At 52.1% G+C, this 21,133-nt stretch carries 15 protein-coding genes; 5 read left to right on the top strand and 10 right to left on the bottom strand.

The window, feature by feature from the left end:
- Window positions 1-236 precede the first annotated feature (236 nt).
- The 6 genes from atpG to atpB form a co-directional block, all read right to left on the bottom strand.
- Window positions 237-1,130 carry an ATP synthase F1 subunit gamma gene (gene atpG / locus CRP01_RS25240; protein ID WP_099152903.1) on the bottom strand — a complete coding sequence of 298 codons (894 nt, stop codon included), beginning with the start codon at window positions 1,128-1,130 and terminating at the stop codon, window positions 237-239.
- 237 nt (window positions 1,131-1,367) lie between these two features.
- Entirely contained in the window at window positions 1,368-2,969 is a 1,602-nt protein-coding gene (gene atpA / locus CRP01_RS25245) for a F0F1 ATP synthase subunit alpha (RefSeq protein ID WP_099152904.1), read from the bottom strand.
- Between the two features lie 82 nt (window positions 2,970-3,051).
- Window positions 3,052-3,618 (bottom strand): ATP synthase F1 subunit delta, encoded by a 567-nt coding sequence (gene atpH / locus CRP01_RS25250; protein ID WP_099152905.1) that lies wholly within the window; start codon window positions 3,616-3,618, stop codon window positions 3,052-3,054.
- Window positions 3,619-3,768: 150 nt separating this feature from the next.
- A complete protein-coding gene (atpF, locus tag CRP01_RS25255) occupies window positions 3,769-4,314 on the bottom strand; it encodes a F0F1 ATP synthase subunit B (RefSeq protein WP_233752755.1) in 546 nt (181 codons plus the stop codon).
- A gap of 150 nt (window positions 4,315-4,464) precedes the next feature.
- A complete protein-coding gene (atpE, locus tag CRP01_RS25260; protein ID WP_099152906.1) occupies window positions 4,465-4,659 on the bottom strand; it encodes an ATP synthase F0 subunit C in 195 nt (64 codons plus the stop codon).
- A 41-nt stretch (window positions 4,660-4,700) separates the two neighbouring features.
- Window positions 4,701-5,993, bottom strand: a complete 1,293-nt coding sequence (atpB, locus tag CRP01_RS25265) for a F0F1 ATP synthase subunit A (RefSeq protein ID WP_233752756.1) — start codon at window positions 5,991-5,993, stop codon at window positions 4,701-4,703.
- Window positions 5,994-6,542: 549 nt separating this feature from the next.
- Between atpB and CRP01_RS25270 the strand changes: the two genes are divergently transcribed.
- From CRP01_RS25270 to CRP01_RS25280, 3 genes are all read left to right on the top strand, one after another.
- Window positions 6,543-7,922, top strand: coding sequence for a TolC family protein (locus CRP01_RS25270; protein ID WP_099152908.1), 1,380 nt, complete (start codon window positions 6,543-6,545; stop codon window positions 7,920-7,922).
- Window positions 7,923-7,988: 66 nt separating this feature from the next.
- Entirely contained in the window at window positions 7,989-9,122 is a 1,134-nt protein-coding gene (locus tag CRP01_RS25275; protein ID WP_099152909.1) for an efflux RND transporter periplasmic adaptor subunit, read from the top strand.
- A 26-nt stretch (window positions 9,123-9,148) separates the two neighbouring features.
- Window positions 9,149-12,205 carry an efflux RND transporter permease subunit gene (locus tag CRP01_RS25280; protein ID WP_099152910.1) on the top strand — a complete coding sequence of 1,019 codons (3,057 nt, stop codon included), beginning with the start codon at window positions 9,149-9,151 and terminating at the stop codon, window positions 12,203-12,205.
- 78 nt (window positions 12,206-12,283) lie between these two features.
- Here CRP01_RS25280 and CRP01_RS25285 read toward each other — a convergent pair whose 3' ends face one another.
- Entirely contained in the window at window positions 12,284-14,023 is a 1,740-nt protein-coding gene (locus CRP01_RS25285) for a proline--tRNA ligase (protein ID WP_099152911.1), read from the bottom strand.
- A gap of 168 nt (window positions 14,024-14,191) precedes the next feature.
- Here CRP01_RS25285 and CRP01_RS25290 point away from each other — a divergent pair, with 168 nt between their 5' ends.
- The gene (locus CRP01_RS25290; RefSeq protein WP_099152912.1) at window positions 14,192-15,628 is read left to right on the top strand and encodes a GntP family permease; all 1,437 of its coding nucleotides are present in this window, start codon (window positions 14,192-14,194) and stop codon (window positions 15,626-15,628) included.
- A gap of 84 nt (window positions 15,629-15,712) precedes the next feature.
- The gene (garD, locus tag CRP01_RS25295; protein ID WP_099152913.1) at window positions 15,713-17,245 is read left to right on the top strand and encodes a galactarate dehydratase; all 1,533 of its coding nucleotides are present in this window, start codon (window positions 15,713-15,715) and stop codon (window positions 17,243-17,245) included.
- A 21-nt stretch (window positions 17,246-17,266) separates the two neighbouring features.
- On the opposite strand, the gene CRP01_RS25300 is transcribed toward garD, so the two are convergent.
- The 3 genes from CRP01_RS25300 to CRP01_RS25310 all read right to left on the bottom strand — a co-directional run bounded on the left by CRP01_RS25300 (window position 17,267) and on the right by CRP01_RS25310 (window position 20,895).
- Window positions 17,267-18,235, bottom strand: a complete 969-nt coding sequence (locus CRP01_RS25300; protein ID WP_099153033.1) for a tocopherol cyclase family protein — start codon at window positions 18,233-18,235, stop codon at window positions 17,267-17,269.
- Window positions 18,236-18,315: 80 nt separating this feature from the next.
- The gene (locus CRP01_RS25305) at window positions 18,316-19,764 is read right to left on the bottom strand and encodes an O-antigen ligase family protein (RefSeq protein WP_233752757.1); all 1,449 of its coding nucleotides are present in this window, start codon (window positions 19,762-19,764) and stop codon (window positions 18,316-18,318) included.
- A gap of 24 nt (window positions 19,765-19,788) precedes the next feature.
- Entirely contained in the window at window positions 19,789-20,895 is a 1,107-nt protein-coding gene (locus tag CRP01_RS25310) for a Wzz/FepE/Etk N-terminal domain-containing protein (protein ID WP_099152914.1), read from the bottom strand.
- Between the last annotated feature and the right edge of the window lie 238 nt (window positions 20,896-21,133).

Below are 21,133 nucleotides of genomic sequence, written 5' to 3' on the forward strand. Positions count from 1 at the left end.
AACAAATTCCGCTATGTCAAAGACCGGTGGAGTTATTTAAAAAAATAACCTAATTTTTATTTATCAAGCGAGTGGAATGTACACTCGTTTTGTGTCAACCTATGTTAGGCGCGCACAGTCGATGGTGGGGACTCACAGGGTAGCCTGAGCTAATAAAAAATGGGGAGTACCTCGGTACGAGGCCCTCCCCATTTGAATGGTTGATATAAAACTTTGATTAAGTGTCTTAAAAGAACTTAGCCATTTTCCAGAGCAGCTGCACCACCTACGATCTCGAGGATCTCGTTGGTGATCGCTTCCTGGCGGGCTTTGTTGTAACTCAGTTTCAGGTCTCCGAGCAGTTCTTCGGCGTTCTCGGTCGCCTTATCCATTGCGGTCATCCGGGCTCCGTGTTCGGAAGCGTGGGTATCCAGCAGGAACTTTTGGAACTGAGTCTGTAGAATACTTGGCACTAGATAGTTCAGCAGGCCTTTTTTGGTAGGTTCGAATATGTAATCGGCCTTCAGTTTACTATCGTCTTCGGTTGCTTCGATCTTGGCAACGGGCAGCCACTGGGCTACCTCGGGAAATTGCATGGCCGCATTTTTGAAACGTCCGTAAGCTACATCGATCGCATCGTATCCACCGTCTTCGAAAGCCTGCATCAGATGCTGAGATACGTAAGCCACGTTGTCAAAACTCAGGTCACTGAACAGATCCACGTAGTCACTGATCAGGTGGATATTTTTGTAATTCTTACGGAAAAAGTCGTTCCCTTTTTTACCAATACACAAAACGCTCAGATTGCCTTTTGCCAGCACGTCCGCGTATTTGGTGTTGATCACCTGTACGGCGGCTTTGATCACATTGGTATTGAAGGCACCGGCCAAGCCACGATTGGAGGTAACCACCACCACACAGGCGTGCTCGATGGGACGCTCCTGTCCGAAAACCGTTTCGGCGTCTCCTTCCAGATTGGAAAGGATATTGCGCAGCATGGCATCCAGTTTATCAGAATAAGGACGCATTTGCTGGATGGCCTGTTGGGCTCTCCGCAACTTTGCAGCTGCCACCATCTTCATCGCTTTGGTGATCTGCTGCGTGTTATTTACCGTCTTAATCCGGTCCCGAACTTCCTTTAAATTAGCCATAGATAGATATATCTAACTTCCGACCTCCCGTCGGATCATTTATACCGGCCCGAAGCCCGGCATAAATCAAAAAAATTAATTGATCGACAAGCAAGTTTAAAGTGTGTGAGCGGAGGAGCACGCCGAAACGTCTCCCCACTCAACGCTTTTTCTCATCTATTCTCTTTTCCCTTACGGGTACCGAGGCAGAGAATGGCCTCATCTCCTCGTGCGTTATTCACGCTCCTCTTCTCTTGCTTATTTATACTGACCGGAGATTTCCGCGGCGAGTGTTTTCACCGTCTCCAGATCGTCTTTTTCCAGTTTACCGGCTTTGAAGTTCGACAGAACTTCGGGGTGACGTTGTTCCAGAGAAACCAGGAAGGTCTCTTCGAATTCTTTCACCTTGCTGACCGGTACGTTACGCAGCAGACCCTGCGTACCCAGGTAAATAATCGCTACCTGCTTCTCCACTGACATCGGAGAGTATTGCGGTTGCTTCAGGATCTCCACGTTGCGCTGTCCTTTATCCAGTACGGATTTGGTAGCCGCATCCAGGTCAGAACCGAATTTAGCGAAAGCTTCCAGCTCACGGTACTGAGCCTGGTCCAGCTTCAGCGTACCGGCAACTTTCTTCATGGATTTGATCTGAGCCGAACCACCTACCCGTGATACAGAGATACCTACGTTGATCGCCGGACGCACACCTGCGTTGAACAGGTTGGATTCCAGGAAGATCTGACCGTCCGTAATGGAGATCACGTTAGTAGGAATATAGGCAGAAACGTCACCAGCCTGCGTTTCGATGATCGGCAGTGCCGTCAAAGATCCACCACCTTTTACCAGGGGTTCGCCATTGGCGTCCTTGGCGTTGGCCAGGGTCTCGGGCAGGTCGTTCATCTGGCGGGCAATCTCATCGTTGTTGATGATCTTAGCCGCGCGCTCCAGCAAACGAGAGTGCAGATAGAATACGTCACCCGGATAGGCTTCGCGGCCCGGAGGACGACGCAGCAGCAGCGATACCTCACGGTAAGCAACCGCCTGCTTGGACAGATCATCATAAATGATCAGTGCCGGACGACCGGTATCCCGGAAGTACTCGCCGATGGCAGCACCTGCGAAAGGAGCGTAGAACTGCAGCGGAGCGGGATCGGAAGCAGAAGCGGAAACGATTACGGTGTAATCGAGGGCGCCGTTGTCTTCCAGCGTTTTAGCTACCTGCGCTACCGTAGAAGATTTCTGTCCGGATGCTACGTAGATACAGAAAACGGGCTCACCGCGCTCGTAGAACTCGCGCTGGTTGATAATGGTGTCAATTGCAATTGCCGTTTTACCGGTCTGGCGGTCACCAATGATCAGTTCCCGCTGGCCACGGCCGATGGGGATCATCGCATCGATTGCCTTGATACCGGTCTGCAGCGGTTCGTTTACCGGCTGACGGTAGATAACACCGGGAGCTTTCCGCTCCAGCGGCATTTCGTACAGTTCGCCTCCGATCTCACCTTTACCGTCGATCGGCTGACCCAGTGGGTTTACTACCCGGCCAACGAATTCTTCGCCGACTCTGATAGATGCGATCCGGCCGGTGCGGTGTACGCGGCTACCTTCGCGAATGCCATCGCCAGGGCCCATCAGTACCACACCTACGTTGTCTTCCTCGAGGTTCAATACGATCGCTTCCACGCCAGTCTCGAATTCTACCAATTCACCGGCCTGGGCATTGTTCAAACCATAAACACGGGCGATACCGTCACCTACCTGCAGTACGGTACCGTACTCCTCCAGCTCAGTGGCACTGGAAAAGCCGGATAATTGCTGCTTTAGTATCGCTGATATTTCATCAGGTTTTACATCAACCATAATTAAGTATTATTTAGTCGTAAGTCAATTAGTCGAAAATAAAGAGTTCCGGCACCTTGCGGCAACCGGTGCGATCCGGCGCTTAGGCCACGATCTTGGAAATATAGAGGTTGTCACCGAATTCACGGTGCATCTTATCCAGTTTGTGGGCGATACTGGCATCGTAGATCTGGTCGTCAAATTCCAGTACGATACCACCGATCAGGCTGGGGTCGATAACTGCGATCAGCTCGATCTCATCGTCCGTGGCTTTGCTTGCTTTCAGCTTGGCCAGGATCTGCTCCAGTGTAGCTTCGCTCAAAGGCGTGGCGGTCCGAACGGTTACCGTGGAGATGTGTTTCAGTTTCTTATACTGATCGATGAACTCGTCGGCGATCTCCGGCAGATACATCTCCCGTCCCTTATTCACCAGGATGCGGAGAAAAGCCATGGTCAGTTCATCGTATTTACCTTGAAAAATAGCGTCCAGGATGGACAGCTTTTTGGAGGTAGATACAACCGGACTTTTCAACAGCAGATAAAAGTCGCGGTTCTCGGTAGCCTTTTTAAAAGATCTTACATCTTCCAGCGTCTGCTCCAGTTTGCCCTGCTCCTGCGATAGTTCGATCAGGGACTTTGCATAACGCGATGCGATTCTTTGTACGGACATTTGTATAAATATTTAGTCGTAAGTCAGCAGTCGTAAAGTCAACTGTCACGCTACTGCCAAACGGCATTTTTGCTTTTGATAGGATCTACCACCTTGATCCGTGCGGTAGACCGGCAACGCTCGGGGATCCGGATAGCCGGCGCCCAAGGCTTAATTCAACTCTACGTCGTCAACCAGTTTCTTGACGTAAGCCTCCTGCTCGGTATCTCCCTTCAGCTCTTTGCGGATCACCTGCTCGGCGATTTCCAGGGCCATGATACCTAACTGGTTCTTCAGGTCGGTAACTACTGCCATACGCTGGTTCTCGATATCCTGACGGGCTGCAGCAACGATCTTTTGCGCTTCTTCTTTGGCTTTGCCTTTGGCCTCATTGATAATAGAGTCCTTATGGGCTTTGGCTTCTTTCAGAATGATAGCGCGTTCTTCGCGAGCTTCTGCCAGCAAACGGTCGTTTTCCGCCTGCATGTTAGAGATCTCTTCGCGGGCTTTTTTCGCTTCATCCAATGCGCTCTGGATATCGTATTCACGTTTTTTCAGCGCTTCCTGGATCGGACGGAAAGCAAATTTGGCCAGCAAACCCCAAACGATCAAAAAGATAAGGGAAGTCCAAAGGATTAAGCCCGGATCGGGTTTGATGACGGAAAAGTCAGCTAAGAAAAGCGTTTCGGCCATGATCACGTAAAATTTAAATTTCAAGAACAACGACGATGAAATTGCTCAGCGCAGGATCTTCGCGATCGTTGTTATTTATATTTGAATTGTTTTTTTCCTGATTAGGCCGGTCCCGTAGCCAACCGCTACGATCACCGGCCTGATTCTTGTGTGTGCGTGGTAGGCACAGAGTGATTAGTTAGCCAACAGACCAACAACGATCGCAAACAGTGCTGCACCCTCTACAAGGGCAGCAGTCAGGATCATGTTGTTACGAATGTCGCCTACAGCTTCCGGCTGACGAGCAATAGCGTCCATCGCTTTGCTACCGATCAAACCTACTCCGATACCTGCACCTAGTGCTGCAATACCAGCTCCAATAGCACCCATGTCTCAAAAATTTATGTTAGATAAAATAATTACAAACTTGATTAATGCGCGTGCGCCTCGTCGTGGTGTTCGTGTCCCTCATCCACGGCCGCTCCGATGTAGGAAGCGGACAGGATGGCGAAGATGAACGCCTGCAGGAAGGCAACCAGCAACTCGATCAGGTTCATGAAAGCCGTGAACAGACCGCCGATAATACCACCCGTAGCGGCACCACCGACACTTTCGCCGTTGTTGCCAAACAGGAAGATCAGACCGATCAAACTCAGGATGATAATGTGTCCGGCCGAAATGTTGGCGAACAAACGAATCATCAGAGAGAAAGGCTTGATGAACAACCCAAGTACTTCCACCGGGGTCAGGATCACTTTTACCCAGGCCGGGATACCCGGCATCCAGAAGATGTGCTCCCAGTAGTGACCGTTACCGTTGATGTTGGTAACGATGAAAGTGAGAACCGCCAGTACCAGCGTTACCGCCAGGTTACCGGTGACGTTCGCACCGAAGGGGAAGAATGGGATCAGGCCGAACAAGTTGCAGATAAGCACAAAGAAAAACAGCGTCATGATAAACGGCTGAAAGCGCTCATAGTGTTTCTCACCGATCATCGGGACGGTTACTTCGTCGCGAATGAAGGTGAAGAAGGGCTCCATAAAGGATTGGATGCCCGAAGGTGCTTTGCCTTCGTTTCTTTTATAGCCACGGGCCACCGCCATGAACAGCAGGATCAGGACGATAGCGCCCAGGATCATGGTGAAAACGTTCTTGGTGATCGAGAAATCATAAAAGGAAGTGATACCTCCGCCCAGAACGCCACCGTCCAGGGTGCTGGGAGGATCCAGTTTATAGGCAGTGCCTTCGTAGCAAACGTAGTATACGTCTTTTTCTTTTTCGTCTACCATCTCCGTCTGGTGCGATACACACTCGATGTGCACTTCGCCCTGCGGGAAAGACGGATCGGCTACCCGGTTTACGCGGCCGTGGTTCAATACGTAGCCGTCAACTGCCTGGGTGCCGTGGTGGAATTTACTGGAAAGGAAAGTGGACCAGCCATGCTCGGGAGCGTACAGGATCAGCGGCAGGGGAATATGTACATTGTACCAGACGTGGAATTCGTTCTGGTCGGCAATGTGTTCCATCACCGTACCCACCGGATCGTATCCGTGATCTTCATCTTCAACTATACAGCAGGCAGAATCGCCGTGACCGGCAGCGCCGTGGGCCTCTTCGGTAGCGTGATCTTCCTGTCCGTGTTCATCCTGGGCAGCCAGTGGTTGAAAGCCGGCAAATACCAGCATCAATACCAATAACGAAGCGTATCTGAATGTTCCTTTCACAAGTCCTTGCTTTAGCGTTTCTGTAAAACCGGTGCAAAGGTAAAGCGTTTGCTTCGTTAAAAAAAACGGAAATTATCTTTTTTTACATAGGAATGATCATTTTTGATCGGTTGAAAGACAAGCAGTTATGAGGCAAAAGTGGGCTATCCTTCGCCTTGGGTTGGCCAATTTAGCAGATCGGAGAATGATTGTTCGCTGGCAGGCAGTATTAACAGAATATTAATTGGTATTCACTCGCTTTTCGGTAATATTTACAGAAAGATAATTTGTAGGCTGGGCATTTGCACCCCACCGGTAGATCTACCGGGAAATTGAAAGTATTGAAACTGAGCAGGCTATCCTTGGGGCTGTCAGTTTTCCAACTTACCGGACTATCTGATCTGTCGGGCCGGCATCTGATTTACCCGAGGCCACTCTGACTAACCACTTTCGCCCCAACCGGGCGCATCTACCATTCAACCCCGCATTCTGACGATTCAGCCGGATCCGCTGGACTGGCGTAGCTGCAGACGCCACCTTTGTATCATCATAAAGCTAAAAACATCCAAGATGATACACCGAATCACCCAACTGACTGTTGCCTTACTCCTGATCAGTTGGACCGCTATGGCCCAGGAAACCGTTCTGGATCAATACGTCCGGCAGGCGCTGGATAACAACCTGGCGCTGCAGCAAAAAGGATACTCCTACGAAAAGAGCCTTGCCGCCCTGAAAGAAGCCAAGCAACTGTTCCTGCCCCGGCTTTCCCTGGAGGCCCGCTACTCCCTGGCCCGCGGCGGCCGGACGATTGACCTGCCGGTGGGCGACCTGGTCAATCCGGCTTACGAAAACCTCAACCTGCTGAACAGCGCCGCCCATTCGGCCAGTCCGGACTATCCCGTGATCCCCGCCTATCCGACCATCGCGAACGAATCGATCAATTTCCTGCGCCAGAGTGAGCAGGAAACCAAAGTGAGGGTGGCCATGCCGGTATTCAATACGTCCATTCTGGCCAATCACCGCATTAAACAGCATTTGACGGAAGTGGAAAAAAGTTCCGTTGATATCTATCGCCGGGAACTATCCAAAGAGGTGAAAACCGCATATTACAATTTTGCCAAAGCGGAGGTAGCCGTCTCCATTTACGAAAATGCCTTAGCCCTTACCCAGGAAAACCTGCGCACAACCGAAAGTCTGCAGCGCAATCATAAAGCTACGGTAGATGTGGTCTATCAGGCCCAGGCTGAAGTGGAAAAAGTCAATCAACAACTCGCCGAGGCCGTCAAGTATAAAAAAGTCGCTCAGGCTTATTTCAATTTCCTGCTCAACCGCGACTACGAAGCTGAGATCGAGATCGATCCGATCCATACCCTGCCGGTCGCTACCCTCAGGCTGGACGAAGCGCAACAGCAGGCCCGTCAGAACCGGGAAGAGATCCAACAACTTAATCATTACCTGTCCGTAGCGGACGATCAGGTGAGCCTGAATAGAGGGAACCGCCTGCCCCAGATCAATCTGGTGGTCGATTACGGCATCCAGGGTACTACCTATGAGATCGATCGCGATGCCGATTTTGTCATGGGTTCCGCCGTCATGAGCTGGAATTTGTTCGATGCTCCCACCTCCGCGAAAGTCCAGCAATCAAAAATTGCTAAACTGGAACTGGAAAAGCAAAAAGAAGAAGTGCAACGGCAGATCGGTCTGCAGGTGGTGCAATCTTACTACGCCATCGAAGCGGCACGCGCCCAGATTGATCAGGCGAAAGCGGAAAAGGAGGCGGCCGAAAAGGCTTACCAACTGGTGGACAAAAAATTCCGGCAGGGACAGGCCAATCTGGTAGAACTGACCAATGCGCGCACCCAGTGGACCAACGCTCAGGAAAGTGAGGTCATCGCCCGCTACGATTATCACATCCGGCAGGCCGAACTGGCCAGGGCGGTGGCTCAATAACAGTCCCGAAAAGTACACCTCCTGCAATCATTAACATCATCGAATCATCACATAATCAAAACGATCATGACGCTCAATATTCGCACCCTACTGTTATCAACTCTGGCTCTGAGTATTTTTATCGCCAGTTGCGGAGAACCAACCCAGACGGAGGAAACACCGCGCGCCTCTGTAGCCAAGGCCATCAATACCGTAAAAGCAGAACCGGTAAAATACCGCCACACCGTTTTTGCCACCGGCCGGCTCTCTTCCAGTGAAGAGGCTAAACTGAGTTTCAAAACCGGCGGTATCGTCAAAAAGATCTACGTGCGGGAAGGACAACAGGTGAAGAAAGGACAACTGTTGGCCGAACTGGAACTAGATGAGATCCGCGCCCAGACCCAGCAGGCACAGATCGGCCAGGAACAGGCCGCCATCACGATCGAAAACGCCAAATTGGCCCTACGTCTGGCCGAACGCGACTACAAGAATGCTCAGGGTCTGTACCAGGACAGCGTGGCTACGCTCGAACAACTGCAGAACGCCGAAATTCAACTCGACAATGCCCGCAATCAACTGGAGGCCGCCCAAAAAGGACTGGGCTTCAGTCAGCAAAATGTAGACATTGCCCAGTTCAATTTACGCCATTCCAAAATTATCGCCCCGGCCAACGGTGTGATCCTGAAAAAAGTAACCGAAGTAAACGAACTGGTCGGTCCCGGCACGCCAGTATTCCTGTTCGGCTCCAGGGACAAAGCGCAGATCATCCGGGTAAATGTGACGGACAAGGATGTCATTTTTGTCCAGCTCGGCGATGAGGCCAAGATCACCTTCGACGCATATCCCAATACGGAATTTGGGGGAGAAGTACGGGAACTGGCCAGCATGGCTGATCCCTACACGGGCACATTCGAAGTAGAAATTGAAGTGCGGCCCGACGGAAAACGACTGCTCACCGGCTTTATCGGCACGGTATTGATCCAGACGCAAATGAAGGAAGATCTGGTTGCCGTACCGATTGATGCGCTGGTCGGCGCACACGAGCAGGAAGGCCAGGTATTTACCGTCCGGAACGGAAAAGCCACCTCCCAAACCGTCAACATTTTTAAGATCGATGCGGATCAGATCCTGCTGAGCGACGGGCTGCAGCCGGGTACCGAAGTTGTCGTCAGTGGCAACGGCTATCTGGAAGAGAATGATCTGGTATCCATCAATCAATAGACTCCTGACCCCTAATATCTGCAAACATGAATATTCCCAAGTTTTCCATCGACAATTACCAGCTTACCCTGACGATCTTCGTTTTCCTGGCGTTTATGGGCCTGGCCTCTTTTTTGAATATGCCCCAGCGGGAGGATCCCGCACTGGACGTTCCCAACAATATTGTGATCGCGGTCTATCCGGGCGCAAGCCCCGAAGATATCGAAAGTCAGGTAGTGGATCCCATAGAAGATGCGATCAATGAACTGGATGATATCAAAGAAGTACAGACCAACATTCGGGATGGGGTAGCGGTAACGGAAGTGGAATTCAACTTCGGGGTGGATTCCGATGAGAAATACGACGAGCTGCAACGGCAACTCAACCAGGTGCGGGCCGAACTGCCCCAGGACCTCTATTCGCTCGAAGCCCGTCAGATCACGACGAACACCGTCAACATTCTGCAGATCGCACTGGTATCCCAAGAAGCGCCCTACAGCATGCTCAAAGCGGAAGCGGAACGGGTGAAAGACCTGATCGAGGACGTCAGTGGCGTGAAAAAGGTAGAGCTGGAAGCCTATCCCGAACAACAGGTGCGCATTGCCCTGAATCCGGTGAAGATGACCGAAATGAATATCTCACTGGATAATATCGAACAGTCCATTCAGAGTAATAATGCCAATATTCCGGGTGGAGCGATCAAGGTTTCCAATAAGCTATTCAACCTGAAAACGTCCGGTGCCTACGATGAACTGGACCAGATCGCCAATACCGTTGTCGGCGTTTACGAAGGCAAAGTGGTCTATCTGAAAAATGTTGCTTCCGTTTATTTCGACTACGAAGACGAACGCTGGCTGGCCCGCTATCGGGGAGAAAAAGCGGTATTTGTGAGCGTACAGCAAAAGGACGGCTACAATATCTTTGATGTAAGCGATCCGATCAAGGCGGGTATTGCCGATCTGGATTTTCCGGAACAGATCCGGGCCGAATATGTCTTTGATCAGTCGGAAGGAGTCCACGAGCGGGTTAGCGGCTTCCTGAACAACCTGCTGCAGGGTATCGTCCTGGTGGGCGTGATCATCTTCATGCTGCTGGGCTGGCGCTCCGCGTCCCTGGTGATGATGGCCATCCCGTTATCGATACTGATGGGTTTGTGGGTAGTAGACCAAAGTGGTTTTGCCCTCCAGCAAATGTCCATCGCCGGACTGGTGGTAGCCCTGGGGCTACTCGTGGATAACTCCATTGCCATCATTGAAAACATCGAGCGTTTTCTGAAAGAGGGCTATTCCCGCAAGGAAGCCGCCATAAAAGGTACCCAGCAACTACTGGCTCCGATGGCCAGTGCCACCCTGACAACCATTCTGGCTTTTGTACCCATCGTCATGATGCCGGAAACTACCGGTGCGTTCATCAAAGCGCTGCCCGTAACGGTGATCGCTACGCTGGCCGCATCGCTGATCGTTGCCATCACGCTGACGCCCTTTGTGGCCAGTAAATTACTGCGGGAGAAAAGTACCAATAGCGGTCCGACCTTTGCATTCCGCACCCTGAACCGGTTCATTGAAGGACCATACCGTAATACCCTCAACTGGGTCAGCAACAATCCCAAACTGACCGTGAGTCTGGCCGTACTGAGCCTGGTTGGTGCGCTATCCTTATTCCCCCTGGTAGGCGTCAGCTTTTTTCCGAAAGCGGAAAAACCGCAGTTCCGGGTGACCATTTCCTTACCCAAAGGCAGCAATCTGGAAGCTACCGATGAAGTGGTGCACTATGTAGAGGAAGTACTGGCCGCCCGTCCCGAGGTAAAGCACTACACGGCAAATATCGGTCACGGTAACCCCCGGATCTATTACAATATCATGCCCAAGAGCTACTCCAATACCTTCGGTGAGGTATTCGTGGTGCTTAAGGAATACGATATCGAAAGTTTCTACCAGACACTGGATGAACTACGGGGCGAATTTTCGACCTATACCAACGCGCGGATCGATGTGCGGGAATTCGTCCAGGGCCCACCCTCGGAGGCTCCGGTAGCGATCAAGATCTTTGGAGACGACCTGGACCAGCTCCAGTCTTACGCCCAAAAGGTGGAAAATATCGTGAGCACTACACCCGGTGCCATCAATGTGGAGAATCCGATCCGGAACAAAGCGGTGGACCTCCAGTTCAAGATCAATCGCGATAAAGCCATGATGCTGGGCGTCCCGGTATTCGCTATCGATAAAACGATCCGCAGTTTTGTGAACGGTACCACCATCGGCACCTTCCGGGACAAGCAGGCGGAAGATTACGATATCGTACTCCGGTATACCGCCGGTGATGAATTTCAACTGTCGGATTTTGACGAACTGAGCGTGCAGTCGCTCAGCGGTAGATTTGTTCCGCTGAACCAGGTGGCCACCATCCAGTTTCGGGAAACGCCCAGCCTGATCACCCACCTCGACAACGACCGGACGGCCACCATTCTGGCCGACCTCGAACAGGGCTATAATCTGGACGAAGTAATTGCCGGTATTCAGACCGGCATGAATGAACTGGAATGGAATGACGGATACTTCTACACCTTCAAGGGAGATCTGGAAAGTCGGAACGAATCTTTCGGAGGAATGGGAACGGCTTCGGTCATGGCGCTGCTGCTCATCATGGGCGTACTGATCGTTCAGTTTCGTTCGTTCACCCAGCCGCTGATCATCTTTTCGGCCCTGCCGCTGGCAATTATCGGTTCGATCCTGGCGCTGCTATTTACGGGGATCTCTTTCTCCTTCACGGCATTCATCGGACTGACCAGTTTGATCGGTATCGCCATCAATAACTCGATTGTGCTGGTGGATTATGCCAATACCCTCATGGAAGAAGGCGCTACGGTAACGGAAGCGGCCAAAAAAGCGGCGGAAGTGCGTTTCACGCCCATACTGGCAACTACCCTGACCACCATTCTCGGCCTATTGCCACTTACCCTGAGCGGAGGTTCCCTCTGGGCTCCGATGGGCTGGACGATTATTGGTGGATTGCTGACCTCTACCACTTTCGTGCTAGTACTGGTACCAGTGTTGTATCAGTTGTTCACGCGGGAAAGCAGGGCACTGAGTATGGAAACGGCGTAATTCAAAGTTTAGATAAAAATGGCCTTGCCGGGTTTAGAGTTATCGCTTATGAACCCGGCAAGGCCAATCTTTTCAAGCTTAAATTTGTAGGCTGTCAATCGCAGTTTTTACCCGGTCCAGGATCTCTTCCAGCGGGACAATGGAACGCTCTTCTTCCCGCCGCAATTTCAACTCTACTCCTCCTTCCTTCAGGGATCGCTTCGACACCGTAACCCGGATCGGAATGCCGATCAGGTCCGCATCCGAAAATTTCACGCCCGGACTGGCGGTTTTTTTGTGCCGGTCATCAAAAATGACTTCAATGCCGGCGGCCTGGAGGTCCCGGTATAGCTGTTCGGCGGCCAGTTCCGTCGCTTCCCCTTCCAGCAGGCCGACCAGATGTACCTGATAGGGCGCTACGCTGATCGGCAAAATCAGCCCGTTTTCATCGTGGTGTTCCTCACAAAGGCAGGCCAGCAGCCGTCCGACGCCAATACCGTAGGAGCCCATGACGATCGGCTGGGGACGACCACTCACATCCATGAACATAGCCCCAAGAGCTTCGGTATATTTGGTACCCAGCTGAAAGATGTTTCCAATCTCAATACCGCGCACTGAGTGCAGGGTATGCCCGGAGTCCGGTTCGGAGATCGGACACAAAGCGCCGTCGAATGCGGCAACGATATCGCCGACCATATCCGCTGTAAAATCGCGGCCGTGGCAGGCATTGATCAGGTGATAATCGGTTTCATTAGCCCCTACCACCAGATTGTTGGTTTTGGCTACGAGTTCATCGGCGATGACCAGTACCCGGGAGCGGTCGATCCCGATGGGAGAGGCGTAGCCCGGAACCGATTGGATAGCGACAATATCTGCTTCCGTGGCCGGCTCCATTTTCATGATCTTTCCGAGTTTTTGTACTTTGATGGGATTCACTTCCATATCTCCGCGCACAAGCGCCATGATGACTTTTTCGTCTTCTCCGACCTGCCCTTTATAGAAGACGACTTTCCCGGTTTCCCGGGCTTCCTTGCCCAGAAAATCGGCCAGATCGGCGATGGTTTTCTTTTGCGGGGTAAAAACCTTTTCCAGCGGCAGCGGCGCTTTATCTTCGTATACTTTCCGGATGGTTGCTACTTCCTTATTGGCCATATAGCCGCTTTCTTCACAGATAAAGATTGTATCCTCACCGATGGGCGTCACGTACATGTATTCGTGGGCCACCTGACCGCCCATCATACCCGTGTCGCTGAGAATAGCGATTGCCGGCAGGCCGATCCGCTCGAAAATTTTAAAATAAGCGTGGTAATGCGCATCGTACTGTTTCTGCAATCCCCCCATATCCGTGTCCAGGGAATAACTGTCCTTCATGGTGAACTCCCGCACGCGGATCAATCCACCCCGGGCCCGGGCTTCATCGCGGAACTTAGTCTGGATCTGGTAGACCAGTTTGGGTAGGTGCTTGTAGGAATCGATCTCCCGGCTGGCCAGGGTGGCGACGACTTCTTCGTGGGTCATGGCCAGTACCATATCCCGATCGCCGCGATCCTTAAAGCGCACCAGTGATTCGTCGATATCGTACCAGCGGTTGGTCTTTTGCCATAATTCCGCCGGATGCACCACCGGCATACTGATCTCATCGCCGCCGATCCGATCCATTTCCTCGCGAAGGATCTGCTCGATCTTCCGCATGGTCCGGAGTCCAAAATGCAGGTAGGAAAAAATACCGGCCGCCAGCTGGCGTACATATCCGGCCCGCAGCAGCAGGTTGTGAGAAACCGCGTCGGCATCTTTTTGTTCTTCCCGAAGGGTTTTGCTGAATAGATGGGTAAAGCGCATGGTTACATCAGGTATTTGAAAATGATTTGCCCTCATCCTGGCTAAAGTCGGGCATTATCCGTTGCATAAAGCTACGACAACCATGCCAGCCGGCTGAAAGTTTCGCTGTGAAATTATATTTCCCCGGTTTCCAAAAATTATTTACTATCTTTTATTTTCAAAAAGACCTTGGACCCTATCCTAATTGTTCTGGCCGGTATCGCCGTGGTGCTTTTTGCCATCATCGTACTGCGCCTCCATGCTTTCGTAGCGCTGTTGCTGGCCGCTCTGGTCACCGGTTTGCTCACTTCCGAATTGCACATTTTTGAATTTGCCGTACAAAAAGGCCTGAGTGAAGGCGAAGCCCGGGCCATGGCCGGTCAGGCGATCGGCAAAAGACTGGCGTTAGCTTTCGGCAACACCGCCGGAAAAATTGGTATTCTGATCGCGCTGGCTTCCATCATCGGCGTTTCGCTAATGAGAAGCGGCGGCGCGGAACGCATCATCCGTGGCCTGTTGAAGCTTTCCGGCAAAAAGAATACTTCCTTCGCCTTTCTATCGGGTAGTTTCACCCTGGCCATACCGGTATTTTTCGATACCGTTTTTTATTTGATGATCCCACTCGTCAAGTCGATCAGTATTCGCCAGCCCAAGAAGTTTAGTCTCTACCTGATGACCATTATTGCCGGTGGCGTCATGGCGCATTCGCTGATCCCACCCACGCCCGGGCCACTCTTTGTCGCTGAGGAACTGGGTATCGACCTGGGTATCATGATCGTGGGCGGCCTTGTAATCGGGGCAATTACCGTGCTCTCCGGCTACGCTTATGCGTTGTGGGCCAATAAAAAATGGGAGCTGCCCATGTGTGACACTCCGGACATCAGTACTGAAGAACTGCGATCCCTTTCCGAACAGGAACCGGCAGTGCTACCAAGCATCTGGATATCCCTGCTGCCGATTGTACTGCCCATTCTGCTGATCACGGGAAATACCTTTCTGAACATGACGCTGGGCAAGCAGGGTGACACACTCGAACCGTTCCAGCAATCACTGCTTTCCGTTTTTTCCGTACTGGGTGAAAGCAATATGGCGCTCCTGATCGCGGCCCTGATCGCCATGTATTTACTTTGGACCCGGATCCGGGATGTCGCTTTATTCAAAAAGTATCTCTCCGATTCGATCATGAGTGCCGGGCTGATCATTCTGATTACTTCCGCCGGCGGTGCATTCGGTCAGATGTTGCAGCAAACCAATATCGGTGCCCGGGTAGGCGTACTCGCCGATACTTACCAAATGGCAATTCTCCCACTGGCATTTTTCATAACGGCGGTGGTCAGAACTGCCCAGGGTTCGGCCACGGTAGCCATGGTTACCGCCATCGGGGTGATGAGCGCCTTTAGCGAAGCCTCGGGCTTAGCTTTTCATCCGGTTTACCTCGCGCTGGTGATCGGTTGTGGATCCAAAGTATTCGCCTGGATGAACGACAGCGCCTTTTGGATCATTACCCAAATGAGCGGCATGAAGGAAAAAGAAACGATTCGCTTCTTCTCTTTTCTGTTGCTCGTCATGGCTTTTGCGGGATTGATCAGTATCATGATCCTGGCCTGGCTCTTCCCTTTTGTTTAAGCCGTATGGAATAAGCAAAATATTCGTCCCGAATTACTCCCGGGAACGAAGGGCTTATTACCTTCGGATCAGACTTATCATCAGATGGAAACACAACGAATCATCCATACCACCGAGTGGGATAATGTGGGCATCGTTCCACAAAGGCAGGGATTACCCAAGGGAACGACCGTGCAGGACGGTACGGTGCTGACCGAGGATATCCCGATGGGCCACAAAGTTGCTCTGGCCGATATTCCACAGGGTGAAGCGATCATCCGCTACGGAGAAACGATCGGATACGCCCGGGAAAATATTGCCCGCGGAGAATGGGTGGACACCTTAAAACTGGAATTGCCCGCTCCACCCGATCTCAGAGAGATCCGCCCCACGGTAAAGCAACAGCATTCCCTCCCGCCCCTGGAGGGCTATACCTTTGAAGGTTACCGGAATGCCGACGGTAGCGTGGGCACGAAAAACATACTGGGTATAGCCACCAGCGTTCAGTGCGTGGCCGGTATCACCCAATTTATTGAACAAAAGATCCGGCGGGAACTGCTACCCCGCTATCCCAATGTGGATGAGGTAGTGGCCCTCAATCATTCCTATGGCTGCGGCGTAGCTATCGATGCGCCCGCTGCGATCGTTCCGATCCGAACCATTCAACACCTGGGGCAGCACCCAAATTTCGGCGATGAGCTGATGGTCATCGGTCTGGGCTGCGAAAAATTGCGACCGGAAAGACTGGTCAGCGATCATCCAGAGCAGGATAAAAGCGAACAGATACTTTATCTGCAGGACGAAAGATTTCGCGGTTTTTCGGAAATGGTTGACGGCATTATGCAAATGGCCGACCGGCGCTTACAACAACTGAACCGGAGAAAACGGGAAACCTGTGCCGCCGCCGACCTGGTGGTGGGCATGCAATGCGGCGGCAGCGATGCATTTTCGGGACTGACCGGGAACCCGGCGGCCGGCTTCGCGGCGGACCTGATCGTGCGGGCCGGCGGGACGGTGTTTTTCTCGGAGGTTACCGAAGTGCGGGACGCCGCCCACCTGCTCGTTCCGCGGGCTGCCGATCCGGATGTGGGCCACAAACTCATTGCCGAACTGGATTGGTACGATGATTATCTGGCCCGGGGAAAAGCCGACCGCAGCGCCAACCCTTCACCGGGCAATAAGCGGGGCGGCCTGAGCACCGTGGTCGAAAAAGCGCTCGGCTCTATTGCCAAGTCCGGCACCAGCCCGATCGTAGATGTCTTAGGGCCGGGTGAAAAAGTGCGCCGCAAAGGTCTGAATTTCGTAGCGACCCCAGCCAGTGATTTCGTCTGCGGCACCCTCCAACTGGCCGCCGGTATGAACCTGCATGTATTCATTACCGGCCGGGGCACGCCCTACGGCCTATCAATGGTGCCGGTCATTAAGGTTAGTTCCAATTCCAAATTGAGTGATCGCTGGTTTGACCTGATCGACCTCGATGCCGGGCCGATCGCGTACGGGACTAAAACGATCGAAGAAATGGGATGGGAGTTATTCCATATGATGCTGGAAGTAGCCAGTGGCCGCATGCAGGTGGCCAGTGACAAGCTGGGACTGTACAATGATCTGACTTTATTCAATCCCGGGCCGCTGACCTGAGATGCGCTCTATCCATATTGATCAGACCAGATCCGTTACTGCTCCCGCCAGCTCCAGACCGGCATTTTTCCCCGTGCCCTCAAAGAGCAGTTCCTTGCCCTCGTACAATTTGACTGCCACCGTAGCCTGCATACTTTCATTAACCTTGCCGGTCATTTTTCCCGATATGGGTGATACCAGGCTACCAGTATGCCCCTGCTCCGCACTGATCTCCAAACGGTATTTGCGATCGCTGAAGACCAGATCTACGCCATGCTCCCGGATATCCACTTTCATTTTTGCTCCGGTATAGGTAGCAAACCGATACAGGCGGTCATCTAGTAAAAACCCGACAATACAGCCGATGAAATGACTTTTCAGCCAGGGGATGTTCGCCACGGATGCCATGAGGGAGATCCGCCGGTCTGTGCCGAAATGGTTGGTCTGCATCCAGATCCAGGAACTGGGGAAAGATCGCCCCCAGTCTTTCTCAATGTAACCTCGCCCGCCGGTGAAATCCACCTTCCGGCCGTATACTTCCAGTTCGCCCCTGATGGCATGGTCTACACTGACTACCCCGTGGTAACATTCCATAAACGGCACAAAGGAATACCAGCCCATAATACCCGGTGCGCCCAGCATTTTGGGCCAGGGATAAAGGTTATCGAAATGAAGAGTACCCTGTAATTCCGGCAGATCGAGCTGCATTTTCCCGGCGGAGAAAAAATTCGTTCCGATGCGCACGGCAAAACGATCAAACTCGGGTTGGAATACCGCCGCTTTGAACTCATGGAAAGCCGAAGTGCCCGCTTTGCCATCCAGACGCTGGATGAAAGCCTGTTGTTTACCGGCCTGATCCATAGCTATTCCCGGGATCAGGGCAAAAGCGTACTGTTCCGTCGGGTCGACGATCTTAAAATACCAGCCTTCAAAATAATTGGATTGTCTCCCCCAGCCGTGATACCGATCGGGATACCAGACGGAGCGAATTCGACGTAATGTATTTTGCATATTCTTCTCGTTGGCCATAGCAGAGGAGCATCGCTTAGGCACTTTTCGGAGCTCATTGATCGAACAACAATATACAAAGCTTAATCAGCTTTACCATTTTCCAGGTCCTGATTCACCAGAATAGCCATCGCCAGGAAGAAAAATGCCCCTACTTTATCCGTTTCCACCAGGTCGTTGATGATCAGGAACGCATCGATCACTACCGTACTGAGCAGCACCATGAGTACGATGCGGCGACGCCCCGCGTCGCGAGCCCGGTGATAGATCTCTTCCCCCCGGATCAGCACGTAAAAACTAAGGGTTAAAAAGAGGATCAGCCCCAATACGCCCTGCTCTACCAGAACGAGCAGATAATAGCTGTGGATCCCGGACTGTTCCTTATTATCACTTACATAGGTCGTAAAACTGGTGACGGTATAGGGCCGATAGAAGTTCACAAAATTACCAGGCCCGTAACCAAAGGCCGGTTTATCCCGAAACATATGAAAACCGGCCACCCAGCGGTACACCCGCTCCATGGTGGATATATCTTCCCCCTTAGCGGTAGCTTCCAGGAGGTTATCAAATTGGTAGTGACTTACGGTGCGGTCGTAATTCGGTGCGTAATCCAGGTAGGTATTGTCCTGCACCATATAGCCCACGCCGATCACCGCCACCAGCAGACCTCCCGCCAGCACGACCTTCATCAGTCGCAGGCGAATGATCAGATAGGCCCCAAATGCCATCATCACTGCGATGTAGGCCGCGCGGGTATACGAGAGATAGATCGCCAGCACTAAAACCGCGATCGAACCAACCAGTATCCACCAGCGCAGCGACCAGCGCCGGTACCAGGCTACCGCCAGCCATACGACGGGAAAGAAGAGGGCCATCGTAGCGGCATAATTGACGTGATTGCGCTGAAAGGGGTGCAATACGCGATGAACATCCCGGAAGGAAAAGTTGTAGGTACTGTGCCGCACCAGCGTAACCAGCACCGTAAACATCAGCGGAATGAAGATTACCCAGAAATAGGTGCGCACGTCGCGTTGCTTGCGCAATATGCCTCCGGCCAGAAAGTAAAAGACCGTGACGTACCAGATCTTCGCCAACGAAAACTTTACGGACACCAGAAGCAGTTCGGAAGTAATGGTAGTGATGAGCACCCAGGCTACATGCAGGATCAGTAACAAACTGATCGGATGCCGGACAAACCGGCTGTCCATCTGCCGGCCGTGCTGGATCACGTACAATCCGTATACGAGCATGAGCCCGATCATGAGGGGCTCGGTGGGCAGGTCGGTACCAAACCCGTTGGGGAGCTGGATCTCCGTCGAGAGCGGCAAACAGGCCAGCAGGAGAAAAAATACCGCCCGGAAATCCACAAAGGTCAGGTAGATCAACAGAAAAAACGCCGGCAGGCCCGCCAAAAAATACCATCCGGTAGCAATGCCGACTCCCAGACATACCAATACCAGGATACCCAGGCCGAGAAAGAGATTCCCCGACGCCTCATCCGGAACCTGAAGATATGTCAGCAGTTTTTTCAAAATATTGGTTTATACCGGTCGGGTTTAGCGGCCGTGGTATACCTCCCGCCAGTTGACATCGCGGTAGTTGTCGAAAAGCAGTACGCCGATCACTCCGAAGAAAAAGGCAATGGCCACGCACGCCAGGACGATCAGCGTCCGGCGGGGTCTGGATTTGATGATCGGCAACTCCGCTTCCTCCACCAGGATCAGAGCGGGAATATTGGCGTTGAAGGTAGCCCGGTATTGTTTGAGCTTTTCCTGTTCTTCGCTAAGGGCCTGCGTGGCCTCCTTATATTGGGAAGTGTAAATATCCACTTCAGCTACCCCGGTATTGAATAACTCCAGTTTGGAAGAAAGGCTTTCCACCTGTTTTTCGAGGCCGGCCACCTGGGATTGCAGCTTGGACAAGGTATCCCGCTGGGTGTTGGAAAACCCTTTCAGCTCATTGAGCCGGGCCCGGGTAAAGGCCAGTTTTCCTTCCGCGCTGGTCAGTTCGGAAGTCAGGATCTCCGATTGAGCCAGAGTATTGAAAATGCCGTACTCAGTCCGCAGGTTGATCAGACTGTCGCCGATAGAGCGCAACAACTCTTCCTTGCTGCGAATACTGGCTTCGTAAGTCCGGATCTTTTTTTCCTGCGATGCCTTAACCAGTTGCTGGGCGATGACATTGATCTTTTCCCGGGCCGCCCGGGTGATCTCGCGCGCCAGTTTGCGATCCTTATCCTCTACGGAAAGCTGAATGGCATCCCGCTTGGTCTTCTGCACCTCGTACAGGTCGAAGAATTTCAGTTTGATATAATAAGGGGCTTTTACATTCGCCGTATCGATATCGTAGTGCTGATAAAGCTGGAAGGTATCGATGAGGTATTCCACCAGCTCATTACCTTCGGCAATCGTCAGCAGCCGGTCGATATCCGATTCGTTACCGTATATTTCCGGTTCCAGTTGTGTATTGCCGAAGATCAGTTCCGGTTTGGACTGATCGGGGCTAGCCACAAAAAACACCGTCGTCGCCTGGTAGTAAACCGGCACCAACATCACCACCACGGCGGCGATCAGGCCCGCAGCCAGACACAGATAAATAATGGGCTTTTTCCACCTGAATATCGTGCGCAATACATCAAGCAGATTATCCTTATTTTGACTCATTGGAACTTTTGTCTAAAACGGAGTGAATACCACTCCATTCAAAAATCTTCGCAAAAGTAGAAAAATGCCCCTTATGGTAGGTAGCAGTTGTCGGGCTCATACCCGATTTTTGCGTACAGGTGACACTCCCTGGTACCAGAGCGCCCGGACCCAACAAATGTAATACGCAGAAAATAGCCTTCCATTCCGACGGCACGGCACAGGTGAAAGAGAAAAAGTAAGTTGAAGAAATTGAGCA

The organism is Flavilitoribacter nigricans DSM 23189 = NBRC 102662 (assembly GCF_002646595.1).
Classification (GTDB): domain Bacteria; phylum Bacteroidota; class Bacteroidia; order Chitinophagales; family Saprospiraceae; genus Flavilitoribacter; species Flavilitoribacter nigricans.